16 protein-coding genes, 1 tRNA gene and 2 pseudogenes are annotated in these 23,702 nt (G+C 52.0%); 13 read left to right on the forward strand and 6 right to left on the reverse strand.

All coding sequences use genetic code 11. The annotated features are described in order from the left end of the window. Positions 1-324: 324 nt before the first annotated feature. Both L2I46_RS27025 and L2I46_RS27030 read right to left on the reverse strand, forming a co-directional pair. Complete coding sequence (locus L2I46_RS27025) at positions 325-990, reverse strand: HAD family hydrolase (protein ID WP_023288539.1); 666 nt, start codon at positions 988-990, stop codon at positions 325-327. A 95-nt stretch (positions 991-1,085) separates the two neighbouring features. Next, the gene (locus L2I46_RS27030; protein ID WP_105490900.1) at positions 1,086-1,955 is read right to left on the reverse strand and encodes a DMT family transporter; all 870 of its coding nucleotides are present in this window, start codon (positions 1,953-1,955) and stop codon (positions 1,086-1,088) included. A 411-nt stretch (positions 1,956-2,366) separates the two neighbouring features. Here L2I46_RS27030 and L2I46_RS27035 point away from each other — a divergent pair, with 411 nt between their 5' ends. Further along, the gene (locus L2I46_RS27035) at positions 2,367-2,933 is read left to right on the forward strand and encodes a C40 family peptidase (RefSeq protein ID WP_032426068.1); all 567 of its coding nucleotides are present in this window, start codon (positions 2,367-2,369) and stop codon (positions 2,931-2,933) included. A gap of 44 nt (positions 2,934-2,977) precedes the next feature. Here the strand turns inward: L2I46_RS27035 and phoE are convergent, their stop codons facing one another. Next, positions 2,978-4,030: a phosphoporin PhoE gene (phoE, locus tag L2I46_RS27040; protein ID WP_023288537.1), complete on the reverse strand. Its 1,053-nt coding sequence runs from the start codon at positions 4,028-4,030 to the stop codon at positions 2,978-2,980. 289 nt (positions 4,031-4,319) lie between these two features. Between phoE and proB the strand changes: the two genes are divergently transcribed. The 6 genes and pseudogenes from proB to L2I46_RS27070 all read left to right on the forward strand — a co-directional run bounded on the left by proB (position 4,320) and on the right by L2I46_RS27070 (position 11,273). Then, a complete protein-coding gene (gene proB, locus L2I46_RS27045) occupies positions 4,320-5,423 on the forward strand; it encodes a glutamate 5-kinase (RefSeq protein ID WP_008805306.1) in 1,104 nt (367 codons plus the stop codon). Positions 5,424-5,433: 10 nt separating this feature from the next. Further along, positions 5,434-6,687 (forward strand): glutamate-5-semialdehyde dehydrogenase, encoded by a 1,254-nt coding sequence (gene proA, locus L2I46_RS27050; RefSeq protein WP_004147253.1) that lies wholly within the window; start codon positions 5,434-5,436, stop codon positions 6,685-6,687. Positions 6,688-6,800: 113 nt separating this feature from the next. Next, positions 6,801-6,876, forward strand: a tRNA-Thr gene (locus L2I46_RS27055). A gap of 163 nt (positions 6,877-7,039) precedes the next feature. Next, a pseudogene (locus tag L2I46_RS27060) lies at positions 7,040-8,137 on the forward strand (tyrosine-type recombinase/integrase). A gap of 215 nt (positions 8,138-8,352) precedes the next feature. Next, positions 8,353-9,501 (forward strand): SIR2 family protein, encoded by a 1,149-nt coding sequence (locus L2I46_RS27065; RefSeq protein WP_236948346.1) that lies wholly within the window; start codon positions 8,353-8,355, stop codon positions 9,499-9,501. Further along, positions 9,498-11,273 (forward strand): ATP-binding protein, encoded by a 1,776-nt coding sequence (locus L2I46_RS27070; RefSeq protein ID WP_236948347.1) that lies wholly within the window; start codon positions 9,498-9,500, stop codon positions 11,271-11,273. Before L2I46_RS27065 ends, L2I46_RS27070 begins: the two co-directional genes overlap by 4 nt. A 479-nt stretch (positions 11,274-11,752) precedes the next feature. Here the strand turns inward: L2I46_RS27070 and L2I46_RS27075 are convergent, their stop codons facing one another. The 3 genes from L2I46_RS27075 to L2I46_RS27085 all read right to left on the reverse strand — a co-directional run bounded on the left by L2I46_RS27075 (position 11,753) and on the right by L2I46_RS27085 (position 17,165). After that, the gene (locus L2I46_RS27075) at positions 11,753-12,466 is read right to left on the reverse strand and encodes a hypothetical protein (protein WP_142991176.1); all 714 of its coding nucleotides are present in this window, start codon (positions 12,464-12,466) and stop codon (positions 11,753-11,755) included. A gap of 32 nt (positions 12,467-12,498) precedes the next feature. Next, positions 12,499-13,836, reverse strand: coding sequence for an anti-phage deoxyguanosine triphosphatase (locus L2I46_RS27080; RefSeq protein WP_236948348.1), 1,338 nt, complete (start codon positions 13,834-13,836; stop codon positions 12,499-12,501). 563 nt (positions 13,837-14,399) lie between these two features. Further along, a complete protein-coding gene (locus tag L2I46_RS27085; RefSeq protein WP_336886848.1) occupies positions 14,400-17,165 on the reverse strand; it encodes a LuxR C-terminal-related transcriptional regulator in 2,766 nt (921 codons plus the stop codon). Positions 17,166-17,419: 254 nt separating this feature from the next. On the opposite strand from L2I46_RS27085, the gene L2I46_RS27090 reads away from it, so the two are divergent. From L2I46_RS27090 to L2I46_RS27115, 6 genes and pseudogenes are all read left to right on the forward strand, one after another. After that, a complete protein-coding gene (locus tag L2I46_RS27090) occupies positions 17,420-18,379 on the forward strand; it encodes a thiamine pyrophosphate-dependent dehydrogenase E1 component subunit alpha (RefSeq protein WP_072422525.1) in 960 nt (319 codons plus the stop codon). A gap of 11 nt (positions 18,380-18,390) precedes the next feature. After that, positions 18,391-19,410 (forward strand): alpha-ketoacid dehydrogenase subunit beta, encoded by a 1,020-nt coding sequence (locus tag L2I46_RS27095; RefSeq protein ID WP_085551913.1) that lies wholly within the window; start codon positions 18,391-18,393, stop codon positions 19,408-19,410. A gap of 3 nt (positions 19,411-19,413) precedes the next feature. Continuing rightward, a complete protein-coding gene (locus tag L2I46_RS27100; RefSeq protein WP_072420879.1) occupies positions 19,414-20,949 on the forward strand; it encodes a 2-oxo acid dehydrogenase subunit E2 in 1,536 nt (511 codons plus the stop codon). After that, positions 20,939-22,336 carry a dihydrolipoyl dehydrogenase gene (gene lpdA / locus L2I46_RS27105; RefSeq protein ID WP_072420880.1) on the forward strand — a complete coding sequence of 466 codons (1,398 nt, stop codon included), beginning with the start codon at positions 20,939-20,941 and terminating at the stop codon, positions 22,334-22,336. The genes L2I46_RS27100 and lpdA overlap by 11 nt, the downstream gene beginning before the upstream one ends. A gap of 177 nt (positions 22,337-22,513) precedes the next feature. Continuing rightward, positions 22,514-22,765, forward strand: coding sequence for a zinc ribbon domain-containing protein (locus L2I46_RS27110; protein ID WP_023288528.1), 252 nt, complete (start codon positions 22,514-22,516; stop codon positions 22,763-22,765). A 512-nt stretch (positions 22,766-23,277) separates the two neighbouring features. Continuing rightward, positions 23,278-23,625, forward strand: a pseudogene (locus tag L2I46_RS27115) (class I fructose-bisphosphate aldolase); the annotation flags it as partial. Positions 23,626-23,702 lie beyond the last annotated feature (77 nt).

Raw genomic sequence — 23,702 nt, forward strand, 5'->3', positions numbered from 1 at the left:
AGAAACATTTATCCGCTCCGCTATTCCAGCCGCCAGCTCAGTCTGTAGGCCCGCGCAAGCGCAGCGCCGCCGGGCAATGACCGCCGGCACGAAGCCGCCTTTATGCCGGATAGCGGCTCACGCCTTGCCCGGCCGACAACAACTGAACCCGCAGAAACATTTATCCGCTCCGCTATTCCAACCGCCAGCTCAGTCTGTAGGCCCGCGCAAGCGCAGCGCCGCCGGGCAATGACCGCCAGTACGAAGCCGCCTTTATGCCGGATAGCGGCTCACGCCTTGCCCAGCCGACAACAACTGAACCCGCAGAAGCATTTATCCGCTCCGCTATTCCAGCCGCCAGCTCAGCACCGGCCAGCCATATCCGGCACCGGCCGCCTGCAGCTGCGGACAGGGATTGACCAGCCGCACGCGATCCGCATGCAGGCACAGCGGCAGATCGTTAATGGAATCGGTGTAAAAAGTCACCTCGCCGTCATACTGCGGATGCGCCTCGCGCCACTGCGCCAGACGCGCCACCTTTCCCTGCTGATAGCTGGGGATCCCGGCAATCTCCCCGCTGTAGCCGCCGTCGACCATCGCCACGTCAATGCCCAGCGCCTGCTCAATCTCCAGCGCGGCGGCCACCGCCTGCACCAGCAGACTAACCGAGGCGGAGATAATCAGCATCTGCTCCCCCTCGGCCCGCAGACGACGAATGAGTTCCCACGCCTGCGGATAGACCCGGGGCAGGATCGCCTCACGCACGCATCGGGCCACCAGCGCGTCTACGTCCGATTTCGGTATTCCGGCCAGCGGCGCCTGGATCAGGGCCACATAATCGGCGATATTCATCTCTCCCCGGTCATAATCCGCCATCAGCCGCGCCTCGCGGGCAAGATACCCCTTCTGCGTCGCCAGCCCTTCGCGAACCATAAACTGGCTCCAGATCGTACTGCTATCGCCCTGTATCAGGGTGTTATCGAGATCGAAAATCGTCAGCGTGTTGCCCATGGTACCTTCCCTTACTGGTCAAAATAAGCTGCCGGGAGCATGCGTAAAAAAGATGACAGGAAAATGAACCGGACGCCACCGCGCCCGGCTCACCGTCAGCCGGCGCGGACCTTGCCGGTGCGGAACACCAGCACGATCCCGCCGGCGATCGCCACCATACCGACCATCGCCGCCGCCGGCAGCCGATTGCCCAGCAGCAGATAATCCAGCAGCGCCGTGATCGCTGGCACCAGATAAAAGAGGCTGGTGACATTGACGATATTCCCCGCGCTCAGCAGACGGTACAGCAGCAGTTGGGCGACCACCGAAATCAGCAGCCCGAGAAACAGCACCGGAATAATCAACCCGGCGTTAACGGTAAACCGGAAGCCGCTGACCGGGGCGATCAACAGGCACAGCCCCAGACTAACGGCATACTGCAGCGGCAGGACATCCGCCGGCGACTGACGGCTGCGCTTTTGCCACAGCGCGCCAAAGGTCATCAGCAGCAGAGCCGCCAGCGCAAACAGGATCCCTGTCATCGCCATGGGCGACGCCGCCAGGCTGCGCCACACCAGCAACACCAGCCCCGCCAGGGCAATCAGCAGCCCCAACAGCCGCCGCCCCTGCAGGCGGCGCTCCACCACGCAAAGCGTAAGGATGGGCTGGATCCCCATGATGGTGGCGATAAGCCCCGGCGTCACGCCGTTGGCCATCGCCTCGAAGTAACAGACCGAATAGCCGCCAATCAGCATCAGGCCGGTGGCCGCTGTCTGAAGGCGAGTGCCCGGCGCGGGCAGCCAGCGCCGACGGACGATGGCCAGCGGCGCCAGCGCGACCAGGGCAATCAGAAAACGAAAGACCAGCAGCGCCATCGGCGAGGCGTAGTCCAGTCCCCAGCGGGTAAAAATGGCCGCGCTGCCCCACAGCAGCACAAAGGTGGCCGTTGTCGCCTGCGAGGCGAGCAGAGAATAGCGAACGTGCATAGCATGCTCCCGAACGTCAAACACAAGGTATCAAGCGTCATACCGGCAGGTAAGCGCCTGGAAAGATGGCGTTAAGCGCCGAAAACAACCCGGTCTGGAGGGGGAGGCGGTGGGCAGAGCGTGGCGAAGCAATAATGAGGCGCAGACGTCATCCACCCAGCGTCGAAAGCGGCGCCGGGTAAAGTCTCGGTGGCGATGGCGTTATGCGTCATGGAATGCCTCGTGAGATGTTGATGACAGAATCCTGGCACAGGCTGTTGCGAAGTGACAACTGCCCTTTATGGCTGATCCATCCCATCGTTGTTTATTTTTAATCGTAAATAAACGTAAAGGCGGCATCAACTTATTTAGCCGTTCTTTTTAATCGGCTATAAAACAAAGCAGTCTGCTTGCTACTTCGAAAATAACGATATGAAGCCAAAACTGAAGCATGCTCTCTTGTTAATTCCTTTTTTGTTGTTGGCAGGATGCTCCTCCTCACCGAAACAGGCAAAACACACAAAATCTCATGCGGATATGACCATTGACGGCGGATCGGACGATCTGATCCCGGTGGTGGCGGCCCTGCATGACCAGATGCACACCTGGCAGGGAACCCCCTATGAATGGGGCGGGACTGAACAAAGCGGCGTCGACTGCTCGGGTTTCGTCTGGCGCACGCTGAAGGATCGCTTTAACCTGCCGATGGAGCGGATCACCACCCGCGAGCTGCTGCACATGGGCGTGCGGGTCGATAAGCGTGATTTACGTCCCGGCGATCTGGTCTTCTTCCGCACCCGAGCCGGCATGCACGTCGGCTTTTACGATACCGATCATAATTTCCTTCACGCCTCGAGCAGCCAGGGCGTGATGCGCTCTTCGCTGGACAACCCTTACTGGGAGTCGGCGTTCTATCAGGCGCGTCGTCTGCCGAAGGAGTATAACGCGCAGATCACCATGAACAGCGACACCCTGCATCTGGCGAAGAACCGCCGCTAAAAAAAAGCCGCAGCCTGGGCTGCGGCGGGTGGTTCTGAAGTTGATCAGAACTGGTAGGTCATGCCCAGCGCGACGATGTCGTCATCGTTGATGCCGAGTTTGTTATCGCTTTTCAGCTGGTTGATTTTGTAATCCACGAAGGCGTTCATGTTTTTGTTGAAGTAGTAGGTCAGGCCCACGTCAATGTAGTTAACCAGATCTTCGCTCCCCACCCCTTCGATATCCTTCCCTTTCGACAGCACATAGCCGAGGGACGGACGCAGACCGAAGTCGAACTGATACTGCGCCACCGCTTCAAAGTTCTGCGCTTTGTTGGCAAAGCCGCCGCTGATCGGGGTCATCTTACGGGTTTCAGAGTACATGGTCGCCAGATAGATGTTGTTGGCGTCATATTTCAGGCCGGTCGCCCAGGCTTCCGCTTTCGAACCCTGACCGCGAGCCAGCAGGTTCTGATCGTTGGTACGGTCGGAGCTGGTGTAGGCCGCGCTGACGGCGAAGTCGCTGCCGCCGAAGTCATAGCTTAACGAGGTCCCAACGCCGTCGCCGTTCTGTTTCTTCGCTTCACGACCTTCGTTTTTACCCTGGTACTGCAGGGTCATATCCAGGCCATCCACCAGACCGAAGAAGTCGGTGTTGCGGTAGGTCGCCAGACCGCTGGCGCGCTTGGTCATAAAGTTATCGGTCTGAGCAGAGGAATCGCCGCCGAATTCCGGGAACATATCGGTCCAGGCTTCCACGTCGTACAGAGCGCCAAGGTTACGACCGTAGTCGAAGGAGCCGTAGTTCTTCAGCTTCAGCCCGGCAAACGCCAGACGAGTCTTCTGGCTGGAGTCGCTCTCGGTTTTGTTACCGGAGAATTCAGATTCCCAACGGCCATAGCCGGTCAGGTCTTCGTTAATCTGCGTTTCGCCTTTAATACCGAAACGCACGTAGGTCTGATCGCCATCCTTGCTGTCATAGTCGCTGAAGTAATGCATGGCTTTGATCTTGCCGTACACATCCAGCTTGTTCGCGTTCTTATTATAAACTTCCGCTGCCTGCGTCGCCGTTGAAGCCACAAAGCCCATCATCATTAATGCCAGAGTACTCTTTTTCATTATTCAGTCCTGGTGATTTATTTATACGCGCTATTCAATTGCGGGCGCTCGCCCATCAAAAACAGGAGGTTTTTTAACGCCGGGAGATTAAATATTTATGACAAGGTGGAACTTTTTATAAAAAAGCGTATTTAAATGTATCTGACATATTTTTGTCATACTCCCTCTCCAGAATGCCCGATCCCGCGCAATAAAATGGCGCGCCCGCCGCCCCGGGTGTTGGCAAGCGGGCCGACTCCTGCTACAACATCAGCTCGATATCGATATTCCTTTTGAACGGCAGAGAATCATGAGTGAAAGCCAGACGCTGGTGGTAAAACTGGGCACCAGTGTTTTAACAGGCGGGTCCCGTCGCCTGAACCGCGCCCATATCGTCGAGCTCGTGCGCCAGTGCGCACAGCTGCACGCCATGGGACACCGTATTGTCATCGTGACCTCCGGGGCCATTGCCGCCGGGCGCGAGCACCTTGGTTACCCGGAACTGCCCGCCACCATCGCCTCCAAGCAGCTGCTGGCGGCGGTGGGACAAAGCCGTCTGATCCAGCTGTGGGAACAGCTGTTTTCTATCTATGGCATTCACGTTGGCCAGATGCTGCTGACCCGCGCCGACATGGAAGACAGAGAACGGTTCCTCAACGCCCGCGACACCCTGCGCGCCCTGCTGGATAACAGCATCGTCCCGGTCATTAACGAAAATGACGCCGTCGCCACCGCGGAAATCAAAGTGGGCGATAACGACAATCTCTCCGCGCTGGCCGCGATCCTCGCCGGGGCGGATAAGCTGCTGCTGTTAACCGACCAGCCTGGTCTGTTCACCGCCGACCCGCGCAGCAACCCGCAGGCGGAGCTGATTAAAGACGTCTACGGCATCGACGACGCGCTGCGCGCCATCGCCGGCGACAGCGTCTCCGGACTCGGCACCGGCGGCATGGGCACCAAGCTGCAGGCCGCGGACGTCGCCTGCCGCGCGGGGATTGATACTATTATCGCCGCCGGCAACCGCCCGGACGTCATCGGCCACGCGATGGAAGGTCTGCCGGTAGGCACCTGCTTCCACGCGCAGGAGTCTCCGCTGGAGAACCGTAAGCGCTGGATCTTCGGCGCCCCGCCGGCCGGTGAACTGACCGTCGATGCGGGCGCGACCCAGGCGATCCTCGAACGAGGCAGCTCGCTGCTGCCAAAAGGCATCAAAATCGTCAGCGGCAACTTCTCCCGCGGCGAAGTGATCCGCATCCGCAATAGCGAAGGACGCGATATCGCGCACGGCGTCAGCCGCTACAACAGCGACGCGCTGCGCCTTATCGCCGGCCAGCACTCGCAGCAAATCGATGCCATTCTGGGCTATGAATACGGCCCGGTGGCCGTCCACCGCGATGATATGATCATCCGTTAAGGAGCTGAAAATGCTGGAACAAATGGGCATTGCCGCCAAAGCGGCCTCCTGGCAGCTGGCGTTACTCTCCAGCCGGGAAAAGAACCAGGTACTGGAAAAGATCGCCGATTATCTGGAAGCGCAGACCGACGATATTCTGCGCGCCAACGCGGAAGATTTAGCGGAAGCTCGCGCCAATGGTCTGAGTGAAGCGATGCTCGATCGCCTTGCGCTGACCCCGGCGCGTCTGAGCGGCATCGCCAGCGATGTGCGCCAGGTGTGCAATCTGGCCGACCCGGTCGGCCAGGTGATCGACGGCGGGCTGCTGGACAGCGGTCTGCGTATTGAACGTCGCCGCGTCCCGCTGGGGGTGATTGGCGTGATTTATGAAGCGCGTCCCAACGTGACGGTCGACGTCGCCTCCCTGTGTCTGAAAACCGGTAACGCGGCGATCCTGCGCGGCGGGAAAGAGACCTGGCGCACCAACGCCGCCACGGTGAAGGTGATCCAGCAGGCGCTGCAGGAGTGCGGTCTGCCGGCCGCCGCGGTACAGGCTATCGAGAGCCCGGATCGCGCGCTGGTGGGGGAAATGCTGAAGATGGATAAATACATCGATATGCTGATCCCCCGCGGCGGCGCGGGCCTGCACAAGCTGTGCCGCGAGCAGTCAACGATCCCGGTGATCACCGGTGGGATTGGCGTGTGCCATATCTTCGTTGATGAAACCGCCGAGATCGCCCCTGCGCTGAAGATCATCGTCAACGCCAAGACCCAGCGGCCGAGCACCTGCAATACCGTGGAAACGCTGCTGGTACACCGCAACATCGCCGACACCTTCCTGCCGGCGTTAAGCAAGCAGATGGCCGAGAGCGGCGTCACCCTGCACGCCGCCCCCTCCGCCCTGCCCGCGCTGCAAAACGGCCCAGCGAAGGTCGAGCCGGTGAAAGCGGAGCAGTATGACGACGAGTATCTGTCGCTGGATCTGAACGTCAAAGTGGTGGCCGATATGGATGAGGCTATCGCCCATATCCGCGAGCATGGCACCCAGCACTCCGACGCCATCCTGACCCGTACCCTGCGTAACGCCAACCGCTTTATCAATGAAGTGGACTCTTCCGCGGTCTACGTGAACGCCTCCACCCGCTTCACCGACGGCGGCCAGTTCGGCCTCGGCGCGGAGGTGGCGGTCAGCACCCAGAAGCTGCACGCCCGCGGCCCGATGGGGCTGGAAGCGTTAACCACCTATAAGTGGATTGGTTTCGGCGACGATACCATTCGTGCGTAAATGAGAACGGGCGATGCAAAAATAGGCAGTTGATTCCACTGACTATTGACGCATCGCCCGCTAAGTTCTAACCTTTTGCCTCGTGATTCACGCTCGTGAACACCTCTTGCAGGGCCGATATAGCTCAGTTGGTAGAGCAGCGCATTCGTAATGCGAAGGTCGTAGGTTCGACTCCTATTATCGGCACCATTTCAAACGCTTTCCAAGTAAACCGAAATCTATTAAACCCAAGAATATTGCGCTTTGTAGCCCGGTTCTTATCTTCCGTTATCCACTGGATTCAACCGAAATCAAGCACCTATTGGGGGCATAAGTGGTGGCATTCTGTGTTCGGTCCAGGTAGATGCCCCCAATGAAGCTAAATGTACGACAGGTAGACGCCGCTAAACCCAGAGAGAAAGCCTACAAGCTGGCAGAGGGTGCTGGTTTGTATCTTGAAGTCGTTCCCTCTGGTTCCCGATACTGGTAGATGAAATATCGCTTCAATGGAAAAGAGAAGCGTATGGCTTTTGGGGTCTATCCGGCAGTGTCCCTTGCACAAGCGAGGGCATTACGTGATGAAGCCAAGAAAAAGCTGGCCGAGGGCATCGATCCGTCTTTCGCCAAGAAAGAAGAAAAGCTGGTTCGCGATGTGCGGCTCAACAACACGTTTCAGGCGGTGGCGATTGAATGGCACGGAACGAAGGTGAGCCGATGATCAGAAGGCTATGCCTCTGACATTATTGAAGCTTTCAATAAATATATTTTCCCCTATATCGGCCAGCAGCCTGTGAATGAAATCAAACCGCTAGTTCTACTGAATGTGCTACGTCGAATGGAAAGCCGTGGCGCGACAGAGAAGGCTAAGAAGGTTCGCCAGCGCCGCAGCGAAGTCTTTCGCTACGCCATCGTTACCGGTCGTGCGGAATATAACCCTGCAGCGGATCTAACCAGTGCGATGACAGGGCATGAATCGAAGCATTATCCCTTCCTTACCGTTGAGGAGTTAACAGACTTCTTTAAAGCTCTCTCTGGCTATACAGGCGGCCCGTTAGTTGTTCTTGCCGCACGTTTGCTGATCCTTACGGGAGTTCGTACAGGCGAGCTCCGAGGTGCTTTCTGGAGTGAATTTGATCTTGAAAAAGCGGTGTGGGAAATCCCCGCAGAGCGTATGAAGATGAAACGGCCTCACCTTGTCCCCCTATCTACCCAAGCGCTGGAAATCGTACAGCAGCTCAAAGTGATGACTGGGCAATATCCACTGGTATTCCCAAGGCGTAATGATCCCCGTAAGACGATGAGTACGATTTTGCATGAGAAAGGGTTCAATACGGCAGGGATTGAAACCCAGCTGGCTCACGTTGATAAGAATGCGATTCGTGGGACGTATAACCATGCGTAGTATCTGGAAGGGCGAAGAGAGATGATGCAGTGGTATACGGATTATACTAGTACTTTACGAAGGAATTGATTATTACGAGCTTAATGTTTTGAAAGACAGCCTCGAAAAAGATTATTGTCAGTCTGGATGTTTAGGCCGGTATGAGGCCAATATATGCCATCCGCTACAATAGTCGAAAAATCAGAGTAGTAGTGAACATTGCTACAAAATTTGTGCAAAAGCCGAAGCTTGGCCTGCCTACACTTCGATGCTATTTTCAACAAAACTAAATAAGGGAGGTAAGTATGTTTGAGGCTATCCAGCCACTGGATATATACAATAAGAACATCAACATACTGATTGGCTCAGGCGCTTCAGCAGACTTGTTCCCGACGCTGTCCCTAGCCATCAAGAATGCAGAGGGACGGCGAGAAACGATCGAGACGCTCGCCACACAGTTTGAAAACTCGCCAGAGAAGCGAACCGCGTTATTCATGCACTACTACAACACATGTATTTTTCCAGTGCAGACATTCAATCCAAGTTTCGTTACAACGAATAAAGGAAAAGAAAATCTCAAGAATTATGAGATTTTTTTAACAACCCTTTTGGGGTTGTTGGATAGAAGGAAAGACCTCAACCGCAAAATCAATATTTTTACCACAAACTATGATGGATGCCTGTCCCATACAGCTGACAGCCTTCTCATGAAGGGATCACATGATTTTGTGGTGAATGATGGTACCTCCGGTTTTCACACAAAGCATCTTCATTCCAAAAACTTCAGTACTTTTCATTGTCATACTGGAGTATTTGAACGAAGCAACTATGGCATCCCGCAGCTAAATATTATCCATCTTCACGGTTCGGTTTACTGGTCAAAAAGCGGTGATAAGATTGAAGTCAATTACCGCAATGATTTTAGTAACCTTTTGACAGAAGAGACACTCGGAAATTTAAATGGATATTCCGAATTTCTTGGTGTCGATGGCAACAGAACCGAAGGCATTCCATCCTTGGCATTCAATCAAGACCAGATAGATATTTTCTGGGGGGAGTACAATAAGCTACCTATTGTCAACCCCACTAAGTGGAAGTTTTACGAAACTGTCTTCGAAGAACACTACTACCAGATGCTCAGGCTATTAAGCTATGAGCTTGAAAAACCAAATTCTATACTCATAACGTTTGGCTTTTCGTTTGCTGATGAACACATTCTCAGACTTATCCAACGCTCCCTCTCCAACCCACAACTTCATACTTTTATTTGTTGTTATAGCAACAATAGTGCAAATAGCATGCGGGAAGAATTCAAATCTTGGAAAAACGTCCAAGTAATTGGGCCCGCTGAAGATATGAATATGGACTTCACCAATTTCAATAAATATGTTTTCTCACTCACGCCAGACACTTATGAGCCTCCATTAAAAGCTGAAGAGGAGGATCTGATATGAGTATCATCGTAGGTGAGGTCATTGCAGTGAGTGGAGTGCGTATCTCCCTTCGAATTTTTGAAGACTCCAATCATGAGACTATTTTTTACGGAGGAGTTAAGTACAGAGGTATTTCACTTCGGGAGCACGTATCTATTCAGCGAGGCTTTATAGATATTGTCTGTCTTGTTGAAGGTGAATTTTTGGATGAGAAAAAGCTAGAGACTGATGCCGAGAAGATCCAATATGTACGAAAAGTGGATGTTCGCCCCATTGGTTATATAGTAGATGATAAGTTTTTTGAAGGTGTGAAGTACATGCCGATGATCCGAGACAAGGCATCTCTACTCAGCGAACTTATGGTAGGGAAAATTTATGGGGCGGACGGTAAAACAGGCTTTTTTATTGGCTCCATGCTCAAGGAGAATGTACCCATCAACCTCCCATGGATGCGATTATTCAACAGCCATTTGGGCATATTTGGTAACACCGGGAGTGGTAAATCTAATACGCTAGCTAAACTTTATACTACACTTTTTAATGAGCGACTCCAAGCATTACAGCACAAGAGCCAGTTCGTTATCATAGATTTTAATGGTGAATACACGGAAGATCAGCTACTACCAGCTAAGAATAAGCAAATCACAGTGCTGGACTCTAAAAAAGCAAAGCACAAATTCAAGATTGAAGGTGCTCATTTTTGGGATATCGAAACCCTAAGCCTCTTGTTTCAGGCAACTACGAACACACAACAGCCATTTCTGCGTCGCGTTCTATCTGGTAAGGGAAAATTTAAAACTACGCCACTCAAAAGGTATGTAGAAAAGGTTTTTGAAAAAGTTTTTAGTACAGGTGAAGCGAAATCAGATGCTTTGGATTTGAGTCGTGAAATTGCACGCATGATTGACTGCGAATTGCTTCAAGATCATTTAAAAGGAATTATTTATTACAATAAAGATAAGTATTTTAAGCATACCAGCGGCACGTACTATAATTCAAATGGCAATGGATTTGACGCGAATATCAAACCCATTATTGATGAGAGTGTTAATTTAGATGGAATTGATCAATTCGACGAACTAATATTGCGGTGCTACCTCCAACTCTGTTCAGATGTTGTATTTGGCTATGCCCAATACGAACACATTCAACCGGTGCTAGCTAGGGCCAAGTCATCTATATCGGCTCTGCGTAATGTTCTTGAAATCGTTGATGTGCCACAGCCTCCGCATCTCTTACATGTCATATCTTTAAAGAAATGCAAGAATGAGATAAAAAAGATCTTGCCACTGCTTGTAGCCAAAAATTTCTACACAAATCATAAAGATGCAGAGAATCTTAAAAGCCCTCCAAGCCGGACTCTGCATCTTATCATTGATGAGGCACACAATATTTTGTCAGAGCAGTCCACCCGTGAGCATGAAATCTGGAAAGACTACCGGCTTGAACTCTTTGAAGAAATAATTAAGGAGGGACGCAAGTATGGCGTATACCTCACACTATCTAGTCAGCGGCCTGCAGACATTTCACCTACTATTGTTTCCCAGATTCACAATTTCTTCATACACCGATTGGTTAACGATCGCGACCTTATGCTATTAGATAATACAATTAGCACGTTAGATTCCAGTTCTAAGGCTCTCATACCGACTCTAGCCAAGGGCTGCTGCGTAGTCACTGGAACCGCTTTTGATCTTCCAATGATATTGAAAATTGAACCGCTGCTGAAACAGCATCGACCCAGCAGCGACGATGTGAACCTTGAAGAACTTTGGGCGCTACCTCCAGCTTAATATTAACTCTAACAGAATGTGCCCTGTGAATGTCTTCAGGGCTTCCTGATATAGAAGGTTACTCTAGATTATCTCGCTGTCCATACAAGACGTAGAGTGAAGCTTTGCTTCTTTCATATATAAAAATTCAAATATATTTTTTGACATTGTGTAAGCGCACCCGTTTTAGTTCCACGCACTTTTCGAGATTTCCAGGGTTTTGACCCTGGCCAAAATGCAGTGCAGTGCTATCTGTTCTTCGGTATAGCTGGTCTTTTTCATGGCGATGTGCCTCTCTGTGAGATGGAAGAAAGACCGGAGACTTCAGTTTAGCCTGGCACTGTTTTCAGGGAGGAGATCAAACAAAACTAAGTTCTAATCATTTTTTTCACATCCGAACGGTGAACCGGCCTAAAACTCGCTTTTAGGTCGGTCAACTGTTGAACAAGCCCCAGAGGGTGAGGTGGAAAATTTTTAAATGTTATTTAAATATCGCAAGTCTAGTTTCTCCAATGCTTATGTTGTGGTGCTAAAAATAAACTTATTAACTTCTCTATAGTTAATTGTTTTAGGTAATTATCTTGGCAAAAACACCCGCCACAACGTCTTTTTGTTAATAGTGTTAAAGGCAATTGAACATTGTTCAATTCTATACTTAACAATGTATGTGCTACATCATAAAGTACGGTTTCGTCATAAATTTGAACGCTGGGATCATCAAGAACTATTTCCTCCAAGTACTTAAATAGTACTGGGTGATATGGTTTTCGTATTGTTATCATTTTGCGTTGGCGTTCAAAATTATTCCAGTTCAGTAAAATGTCAGACATGCCTTGGAAATATCTTTCATTACTTGACATGTTTGGGACCCAAAACATTGGGTTTGTTTTTGTTATCCATATATCTAAATTTTCATGAAGTAGAAAATCCATATTAAACTTGAACAAAACAGGACCATATAGGTTTTGTCTCGGGAAATAACCATGAAGGTCCACTGTGTCCAAAAACACATCTCCCCAGACGTCATATTGCTTATCTTCCGGGTCGGATTCCTGCATCGTTTGAAATGCTCCAAGTCTTTCAATATCACTTCTTGAAACTAGCCCCCCATTCCTAATAAAAGATATTGCAGTTGCTACAGTATTTGCGTGATGAAAATACGTTATATTCTGTGAGCGTAAGAAAGAGTGTAGTTGTATGTTGTCAATCTTCATTCTTTATCCTTGTTGTAATTTTTTATTTTTATCTACAACCTATCAAAAATTGAACCGATATCGGGTGTGAATAATTTGTGGTACAGTTTTGTTGCATAACTGTCAGTCATTCCAGATATATAGTCGCATAAAACTCTGTTTTTATTTTCAGCATTTTTATAAGCACTGAGTGTGTTTTTTGGAAGCAGTCGGTTAGGATTTTCACGTAAGACTTCAAATATCTTCAATATGATTTGTTGACCTTTATATTCTAAAACCTGAACTTCTGGTGTTTTTATTACCCGATTCATGACGAATTTTTTTAACGCTTTCAATATGCTCATACTGTCATTATCTTGGGTAGCTTTTAGCATTAAAAGTGGTGTGTCGAAAACATCATTCCTTTCAACGTATATAGATGAAATAAAATATCCTACTAACTTACTTATTGCGTGTTTTCTTTCTTTATTAGAGCCATCGAAGAGATTTGCATTATAGAAATCAATGTTTTTTGCCAATTGATTATTATTATGAGTTAAAATTATTGGGGTAATATCACTTTCCCACATGCTTTTAGTTATGAGACCTAATGCTATACCGTCTTCTAAATCATGAACTCCATATGAAATATCATCTGCAAGCTCCATAATTGTCGTGTCGAATGATTTGAAAATTGTTTCATGATGATTGCCCTCAACAAATTTAATAGTTGAAAACATCTCAATGTCTTTTTTAGGGATTTCTTTAAAAATCCAATCAAGTAAACTTTTTTCATCATCAAGATAACATTTTGGGGGGTGCCAGTTATCCAAATTTAAGGGAAGAATAGTTTTGGATATTTCCTTTTGATTATAGTTTCTTACTTCGCTATATGGAGCCGGATATTTTACCAGTCCTAAAAGGGTTCTTCGAGTCAAATCCATGCCATGATTTGGTGAGTATTCGGCAAGGCGACTAACAATTCTTAGGGTCTGTCCGTTGCCTTCAAATCCACCTGAATCAATCATGGAATAGTTAAGTGCTACTTCACCACCATGACCGAAAGGAGGGTGACCTATATCATGACTCAAACCAATAGCCTCAATCAGGCTTAAGGATGGAATCCACGCTCTAATGAGTTCATCTGTCGTATACTTTTCATGTAATCTTTCACAAATGGCAGAGCCTATCTGTGCTACCTCTAAAGAATGTGTTAATCGTGTCCGGTAAAAATCATTTTCTCCGAGTCCTAATACTTGCGTCTTAGTTTGTAATCGTCTAAATGCTGCCGAATGAATAACTCTTGCTCTATCTCTTTGGTACTGGCTGTCTTCAGTATTTGAATTGAATTCTTTTACAGGGTAGTTATCATCATCATTCTGTTTTCTTCTACTCCAGTACGCAGCATTCATGCATTAACCCTCTGATTTTTAATGGAATTATTACAATTATTTTTTTACATAGAAAGATTTAAAGCAGATAGTCTATTCTATCTAATAATTTAGATTTGTGGGATATGGTTTGTTATACAGTGTATGGATAGAGTGGTAACAATAACATACAGTTATTATATTAATTTTAACTAATTCAATGGTGACTTAAAGTTCAACCTAAGGTGTGTGTTCATAACTGAAAAATGGTTTTTTAATTTCAGAGATAATATTGGTCACTTTTTTATTATTGCTGATTAACAATTACGTGAAAATAAAAAGGACGATGAAAAATGAAAATAACAAATAAAAAAGGTTTTCCTTATTGGAAATAACATTGGTTTTAGGTGTTGCCACAGCAATGGCTTTCATGAAATTTCAGGACATGAAGAACTGATCTCCTCCCGGAAAACAGTACCACTCTACATCAAGATAAAAGCCTCTCTGGGTTTACACCAGGGTTGCTTTCCCCTTGCGTCGCCCCCTTAAACTCAACGCACTTATCGCTGAGCAAGGACATCAAAACTGCCCCCCTGTTCAATCCGTTAATCCAGTAATTTCATCTCCAGCGCCCGGCTCATCGCTTGAGTGCGACTATTCACTTTAAGCTTCGCGTAGATATTTTTGATGTGCCATTTGACCGTCTCGGCAGAAATAGCGAGGGAGCGAGCAATTTCTTTGTTCATCTGACCTTCAGCGATCAGCTGTAATATCTGAAATTCTCGCTCGCTGAGTTCCCCATGAATATCGGGGCTTCCACTATTTAGCGGTGTTCTGTCTGCAGGCGCACGCTTGTCTGCCCAGGGTTCATGGACTATCCCTTCCTCTGTACAAGCCGAAGAGGTTTCATTCATACCGGCAAGCAAAGGTTGCAAGGTATCGCCAGCGTCAAGAAAGAGGCCCTTGAGATGCTGTTGTTCAGCCAGATGCAGCACTGGCTGAAATGTCGTGCGCGCAGCGGCAGTTTTGCCGCTGTTCCACAAGGCTAATGACCAGAGCGTACGCAGACGCGCTGCGGTTAACCTGTCCCCCCGGCTTTCCTGATCGGAGACCATCTCAGCCAGTAAAATGCAGGCTTGCGGCGCCTGGCCTCTGGCGAGAAGAAGCCGGCTGCGGCTAAGGGATGCAGACATAACGATGGCGCGTTGGCGGGGATGTTCGGCATCCATTCTGAAGCTGGCGGCCATTTGTTCAAGCTGCCGTTGCAGTTGCTCTGCGCCGGTGAAATTGCCGCGCTGCAGTCGCACCCTCACCTGCTCGGCTAACATCATGGCCTGGAGCCGTTGCCAGCCGCGAGACACCGCAAGGCGCTGCGCATGCTCCAGCAATCGCTCGGCCTCATAGGGCATATCGCTATCTAAGGCCTGACGCGCGAGATAGGTATAGCAACGACTCAGCGCGTCGGGTGGACTGAATCGGTCGATGAATTCGAGCCGGTCGGCTAACAGATGCTCGGGCGAGTCACCCCTCTGACATTCATATGCTATCTCCGCCAGCAGCGGCGCCAGCGTCGCGCCACTGGTCGACTGGGTGCCGGTATAGCATTCAGCCTGGCGCAACGTTTTCTCTGCGTACCACCCGGCTTTCCCCAGATCGCCCTGACAAAGATGGCACTGGGCAATGATAAACGCGCGATAAACCGAGACAAACAGATTATCTAAAGGACTTTCCGGAGAGGGCATATGCTGTTGAACCTCCAGCGCGTCGTGATAGCGCTGGTTAACAACATGGCAATAGCTGAGAATATTGCATATCAGACCATCAACCCAGGTGTCGCCGCAGGGCACTTCGGCCAGCAACGGCTGAACAATAGCCAGACTCTCCGGGATGTTTTCAGCAAAGGCTTCGCAAATTGCCCGCACAACGCGCAATTTACACCAGGTGCTGCGGGTTAAATCATCACGGAGATGAAGCACCATCTGATCGAGGTTATCAAGCAGCTGCCTCGACTCATCAAAGTGGAAATAATGCGCCAGTGCCCAGGCCAGGTTAATTTGCAGGTCAATGCGCGAAGGATCGGTGCTGGGCGGTAAATGATGCATCCATGAGATCAGGGTATCGATATCCCCTTCTTCCGCCAGTGACTGAGCGCTTGCGCCGTCCTGCCCGGGGCTATGCACCGGCTTGCCTGCGCTGAGCGCATGGCGTACCGCCTCAGACCACAGCTTCTGTTCGACGAACCAATGACTGGCTAATTCATGTAGCTGTTTGCGATTAATAGCGTTGTTCTGCTGCAGCATGGTCCGAAGATTTTCCTGCAACAGAGGATGGTAGCGGAACCAGTAGCCTTGTTCGTCAAGGGCTGACAAAAAAAGGTTGTGTCGCTCAATCCATGCCAGCATTGCTTGGCTGTCATCTCGTCCTGTCACTGCATTGCATAGTTCGGCATTTAACCGACTGAGGAAGGACGTTTTCACCAGGAAATCAAGCACCGCTTCCGGCAGCGGGTCCAGGACCACCTCTTTAAGATAGCGGGCAATGGACCGTGTTCCTCCATGCATATTGCGCAGCAGATGCTCGGGATCATGCTGTAATTCTGCGGACAATGAAGCGATCTTCATCCCTGCGATCCAGCCCTCAGTCACGGACTGCAGCCGCTGTGCATGGTGGTTGCTGAGGGGTAACGCAATCGTGCGGCTAAAATAGTGTTTCGTTTCTTCGAGCGTGAATTGCAGGTCTCGATCATAGATTTCCACCAGTTGGTCCTGGGCCTGCAGCTGGCTCAGCGCAAGATTGGGGTGGAAACGGCTGCCAATGATCAGATGCAAGGCGGCAGGCGCATGCTTGAGTAAATACCCCAGCGCTTCATAGACCCCACGATCGTTAATCACGTGGAAGTCGTCGATAATCAGGTATATGTCATGCGGGCAGTAGTGTAGCTGGTTAATGAGCCCGGCCAGCAGCTGCTCGGAGCTGGAGAGCTTCTGTTCTTCCATATCACGCCAGAAATCGGCGTCCCAGTCAGCATAGAGTGGACGCAATGCTTGCAGCAGGTAAGGAATAAACTGCCATACGTCATCATCATCCTCATCGAGGCTCAGCCAGGCGATACGTTCCCCCTGGGCGACCATCTGCTGATGCCATTGCGCCAACAGCGTGGTTTTGCCAAATCCAGCGCCGGCGCAAACGACGCCCAGCCGGCACTGCTGAACGGGATTGAGAAGCTGAAGAAGCCGGGGGCGCTCCAGCAATTGTATCGAGGAGCGAGGCGGGACGAATTTGGTCAGGATTAGCGGCAAGCCTCGCGTCAGCCGCAATGGCCCGGAGACCAGTGATGGTGATTGGCGACTTTCAAAATCCGATGGCTTCATCCGTGGTTATCTACTCGCTTTGTTTTTTTTCAATTGTACGCCAGCCCCCGGGATGACATGGGGCCGCCAAACTTTATAGCTACACAAAATTTAGAAAGTTTGACCTCAAGCATGAAAACCCCCACCTACCCCCCCATGAAGGTGGCTTCGCACTCCCTTTAACCGCTCGTAGATTCATTGCATGGGTGTGGCCAGGGTTATCCGCCCTGTCTGTTGGCCCCGCCTGGGTGACCTTTATTGAGGAGAATTAAATCATGCTCAGCAAACAGGCGTTATTGCAGGCTTACCGCAAGATGCGGGAGATCAGGACCTTTGAAGAGCGGTTGCATCAGGAAAATACCAGCGGTGATATTCCCGGCTTCATTCACCTTTACACCGGTGAGGAGGCCATCGCGGTGGGGGTCTGCGAAAATTTAACGAGCGCAGATTTTATTGGTTCAACACACCGTGGACATGGCCACTGTATTGCTAAAGGGTGTGACATTCACGGCATGATGGCCGAAATATTCGGTAAGGACAGCGGGTTATGTCGCGGTAAGGGTGGGTCGATGCACATTGCCGATCTGTCGAAAGGAATGCTGGGAGCGAACGCTATCGTTGGGGGAGCCCCTCCCCTGGCCATCGGCGCCGCGCTAACGGCAAAGACGCTAAAAACCGGCAACGTCGGTGTCTCTTTTACGGGCGATGGGGGTTCTAATCAGGGCCTGGTCTTTGAAGCCATCAATATGGCCGTCGTGCTCCAGCTTCCGGCCGTCTTTATTTTCGAGAACAACGGTTACGGCGAAGGGACCGGTCATGACTACGCCGTGGGTGGGCGTGATATCGCCCGACGTGCCGCTGGCTTCGGCCTGCCGGCAGTGACCGTTGATGGCACCGATTTCTTTGCCGTTTATGAGGCCACTTCAGAGGCGGTCAAACGTGCGCGAGAAGGCGGTGGCCCAAGCGTCATTGAGGCCAAAGCCTTCCGCTGGCACGGTCATTTTGAGGGGGATCCCGCGCTATACCGCGCGGAAGGTGAAGTGCAACGCCTGCGTGAACAACATGATCCGCTGAAGATTTTCACCGCTAAGGTCAAACAGCATATCACCCCGGAAGAACTGGCGGCGATTGACGAGGAAGTAGAAGCCCTTGTCAACGATGCGGTATTGAAGGCCCGCGCCGCTGCCTATCCGGCTCCGGAAGACCTGCTGACAGACGTTTATGTCTCATACTGAGGGTGATAACTATGGCGATTAAAACCTATCGTGAAGCGGTCAAGGAAGCCCTGGCTCAGGAAATGGAACGCGATGAACGCGTGGTGCTCATCGGTGAAGATTTGCGTGGCGGTCATGGCGGAAATGCGCCCGAAGAGGCGAAGATAGAAGCCTTTGGCGGTGTGCTCGGCGTCACTAAAGGGCTGTGGACGCAGTTCGGCTCCGGTCGGGTGATCGACACGCCCATTACCGAGTCGGCCATCATCGGTATGGCGGCGGGCGCCGCAGCGACGGGTCTGCGGCCGGTCGCGGAATTGATGTTCATGGATTTTTTTGGCGTGAGTCACGATGCGCTGTACAACCAGGCGGCCAAGTTCCGCTACATGTTTGGTGGCAAAGCCAGAGCCCCGCTGGTGATGCGAGGGATGATCGGCGCGGGGTTTTCCGCCGCGGCCCAGCATTCACAGTCACCCTATAATATCTTTGCCACCACGCCAGGGCTGAAGGTGGTGGTGCCCTCGACGCCTTATGACGTCAAAGGTCTGTTAATCCAGTCAATTCGCGACGACGACCCGGTGGTTTTCTGCGAGCATAAAATGCTGTACGACCTCAAGGGCGAGGTACCGGACGAGAGCTATACCATCCCGCTAGGTGTAGCCAACTATACCCGCGAAGGAGAAGACGTCACCATCATTGCGTTGTCGGCAATGGTGCATAAAGCCAATCAGGTGGCGGACAAACTGGCCAGAGAGGGGATCTCGGTCGAGGTGGTCGACCCGCGGACCATTTCGCCGCTGGATGAGGAAGGGATTCTGGAATCGGTGGCGTCCACGGGGCGGGTAGTGATTGTCGACGAATCCGCGGCACGCTTCGGTTTTGCGCATGATGTCGCGGCGCTGATCGCGTCCCAGGCATTCCATTTCCTCAAAGCGCCCGTTCTGCTGGTGACGCCGCCACACACGCCGGTCCCGTTCTCCCCTGCTCTCGAAAAACTCTGGATCCCTGGCGTAGAACGTATCGAAGCCGCCGTCCGTCAAGTGCTGGAGGATTAACCTATGAGCGAAATCAAGACGCTTGAAATGCCAAAGTGGGGGCTTTCCATGGAAGAAGGCTTGCTCGCTCGGTGGGCAATCCAGGAGGGTGACAGCTTCACCCCAGGGCAGGAAATCTGTGAGATTGAAACCAGTAAAATCGTCAATGTGCTGGAGGCCCCCTTTGCCGGTACGTTACGTCGGATACTCGCCCGAGAGGGTGAGACGCTTCAGGTAGGCGCCGTGCTGGCCCTGGCGGCTGACGCTTCGGTCAGCGATGCTGACCTGGACGAATTCGCTGCCACTCTGGCTACGGCGAAACCCGCAGCCCCTGGCACGGAGGCTGCCGCGCCGGACGTAGCGGCACAGGCAGGCGCTAAGCCACCTTCCGTTGTTTCGCCGCCATCCAACAGCCCCGAGCCCCCCGTTGGGCAGACCGACATCCCCATCAGTCTGCAAGGCGTGACCGATGTGACTCAGGTTAATGCCACGCCCCATGCGTTACGACTCTCTGCCCGCTGGGGTGTCGACCTGAAAAAAGTCCGCGGCAGCGGGCGCGGGGATCGTATCTCAGTTTCTGATCTGGAAAGCGCGATCCTTGCCGCCGGCGGTCGCCTGGCCTCTCCGACGCCCCCTGTTCGTCGCAGCAAAGCGCCCCGCTCGCATGCCGATGACAGCCAGGTATCGGCCACCCCGCTGGCGCGCCGTCTGGCCGGCAAGCTGGGTATCAACTTGCATGACTGCCGAAGCAGCGGTTCACGCGGCCGGGTGAGTCGCGATGATGTGCTGGCCGCGGCGTTGTTACTCGACGAGCACCCGCAGACCAGCCCGGTACAGGAGAGTACCCCGGTACCCTATGAAAGCATCCCCATGTCCGGTATGCGCCGGGCTATCGCCTCTCGCCTGCAAACGTCCAAGCAACAGTCTCCCCATTTCCGTTTGAGCGTCGATCTCGATCTGGAAAGACTGTTAGCGCTACGTCAGGAAATTAACCGCGAAGTACCCGGCGTCAAGATTTCGGTTAATGACCTGCTGGTGAAGGCCTGCGCCCTGGCGCTGGTGGCCGTGCCTGACGTCAACATTCAGTTTGATGAAGCGACACAAAGTATCCGCCGCTTTGCGGATGCCGACATTTCAGTGGCCGTTGCGCTGCCTGCCGGGCTAATTACCCCTATTGTTCGCTCGGCGAACCGGAAATCAATTAGCGACATATCGAACGAAATTCACTCGCTGGTGACCAGGGCCAAAGCGGGCACGCTGAAGCCGGAAGAGTTCCAGGGGGGGACCTTTAGCGTGTCAAATCTGGGGATGCTCGGCGTCCGGCAGTTTGACGCCATCATCAATCCACCGCAAAGCGCAATCCTCGCCATTGGCGCCGGCGAAATGCGGGCGGTAGTACGCGACGGGCAAATCGTCGCGCGCCAGCAAATGACGGTATCGCTATCCTGCGATCACCGGGTTATCGATGGCGCGGCAGGTGCGGCTTTTCTCCGGGAACTCAGGCGACTGACGGAAACCCCAACCTTGATGTTTATCCAGGAGACGAGCTATGCACGATAAATACGATGTGCTGATCATCGGCGGTGGTCCTGGGGGATATGTGGCCGCCATCCGTGCCGGCCAGCTAGGGCTTCGTACCGCATTAGTGGAAAAACAACATCTGGGCGGCATCTGCCTGAACTGGGGATGCATTCCAACCAAGGCGCTGTTGCATGGCGCTGAGGTCGCGCACAGTATCACCCATGCCAGTCAGCTGGGCATCAGCGTGGGTGAGGTGAACATCGATCTGCAGAAACTGGTGCAGTTTAGCCGTACCGTATCGCAACAGCTCACCGGCGGGGTGGCGTACCTGTTGAAGAAAAATGGCGTGCAGGTCATTGATGGCACCGCGCGGCTGCGCGGCAAGGGGCAAATAACGGTCGAGGATGCCCGGGGGGAGACGCGCGATTACCGGGCCGATCACGTGATCCTGGCCACGGGCGCCCGACCACGCGCATTACCAGGCATCGCGCCAGATGGCGAATATATCTGGACCTATTTCGAGGCGCTGCGGCCTAAGCTATTGCCCAGGTCGCTATTAATCATCGGTTCAGGGGCGATTGGCGTCGAGTTCGCCAGCCTTTATAACGATCTGGGCTGTAAGGTGACGCTGGTCGAGCTAGCGTCGCAGATTTTGCCAGTGGAAGATGCCGAGGTGTCTGCAGCAGTGCGTAAGTCATTCGAAAAACGCGGTATTCAGGTCCATACCCAGACTCTGGTGACGCAAGTACAGCTCACCGGGAGCGGGGTGCGCTGCACCATGAAAAACACCGGCGCCGAATATTCTCAGGACGTCGAACGTGTGCTGCTGGCGGTCGGCGTACAGCCGAATATTGAAGATCTGGGGCTGGAAACGCTGGGCGTCGAGTTAGACCGCGGTTTTATCAAGACGGACACCGCTTGTCGCACTAACGTATTCGGGCTGTATGCCATCGGCGATGTAGCCGGCCCGCCGTGCCTGGCGCACAAGGCCAGCCACGAAGGCGTGATCTGCGTTGAGACACTGGCTGGTGTCGAAGGCGCCCACCCGCTTGATCGCGACTATGTGCCCGGTTGCACGTATGCCCGGCCCCAGGTTGCCAGTCTGGGCTTGACGGAATCGACGGCCCTGGCCAGGGGACGGCCCGTCAGGATCGGTAAGTTCTCCTGGCAGAATAATGGTAAGGCGCTGGCCAGCGGCGAGACAGAGGGTTTTGTGAAGACGATTTTCGATGCTGAAACCGGCGAGTTGCTGGGCGCGCATATGGTTGGCGCACAGGTCACGGAACTGATCCAGGGGTTTGGCATCGCCCGTCACCTGGAGGCCACAGATGAAAGTCTCCTGTCGATGATCTTCGCGCATCCAACACTTTCCGAAGCGATGCATGAATCCATCCTCGCGGCCTGCGATCAACCATTGCATCAATAAGAAATAAGGGAGGCGATAGCTGCGCGATACGGAGTACGTTGCCCGTTATCCCTCCCGCACGCCCCGGCAGAAGATCCACCAGAACGGTTACGGCAGGATCTATTGATCTGAAACGCTAAACGCCAGGCGTAAATTCTGTATGTTTAGTAGACAACTCAACGACAGGAGGAGCGCTCTATGACACAGCACGAACGGTTTTGCCAGGCCTGCGGAATGCCGATGTCCGCACCCGATGCGCAAGGGGCCAGCGATAAATATTGCGCGTATTGCAGCGACAGCGACGGTAATCTGAAATCCTGGGAAGAGGCCGTATCCGGTCTGGCGGCTTTTCTCGACTCCTGGCAAAAGGTGGGCGTAGCGGAATCACGGAAACGGGCAAAACGTTACCTGACGGCGATGCCTGCCTGGGCGCACAAAGCGGACGAGTAATTTGCCCGGGCGGCGGGAAGAAATCATTCCGGGGGACAGACCGCCATGCCGACAACGATGCTATAACGTTTTTGTACGCCATCCGGACGGGAATAAATGCGCGTTTGTGGATGGCGACCTGCAGGCAGGAGCATGGATGGGTTCTTCATGCGGATGAAATAAACGCCTGGCGTTCTCCCCCTTGTCAGGATGCGTTATTGCCTGGTTTTTTAAGGGTTCGGTTTCTGTATTTAACCCGGCACTTTTCACGTTATACAACATATTGATGTGATGAATCTCTCATTTCAACGACACCAACTGGACAGTAAGTTATCGCGTGTGTTAGTTATTTAATCACGCAAGAGAACAGATTTAATTTAAACAAAAGTTAAACCTTTCTCACTTTGCTAAAAAATTGCATTGATAATGCTTTGGATTCCCGAACCATTATCAAAAGGGTATGTGAACAGAAAGCCCTCAGAGACGCGAGTCTCTGAGGGCTTTTTTTTGTTTTTTATCTCAGGAGTAAATAAATGTCTAAAGAACGTCGTCTCTCAAGAATATTCGCAAAAGATGGTAAATCCGTGACCTTAGCGCTGGATGGCTACTATTTTTCCACGAAAACAAATGGTATTGATAATACGATAAATCAGCTCCCTGCTCTGGTGGAACACGGCCTGGATTGCGCGCTCGTCACGTACGGCATGTTGAAGAATTATCGTGAAGCGCTGAACAGCGTTCCCGTTGTGTTACGCGTCGACAGCACGGTCAGTATCTTTGACAATACCGTTCCCGATACTACCCCCGTTTTTTCCGTCGAAGATGCGCTTAAAGTCGCTGCCGAGGGAGTGGTCTGCATGACCTTCCCCGGCGCCTTCAATGGGCTTTGTTGAATAAATAAGATTTCGTGCGAACGACCCTGTAGCTGGCTGGATTTTCAGGCAATACGCACGCTTTC

Origin of the sequence: Klebsiella sp. 2019SCSN059 (genome assembly GCF_021739525.1) — a bacterium.
In the GTDB taxonomy this organism is placed as follows: Bacteria; Pseudomonadota; Gammaproteobacteria; order Enterobacterales; family Enterobacteriaceae; genus Klebsiella; species Klebsiella quasipneumoniae.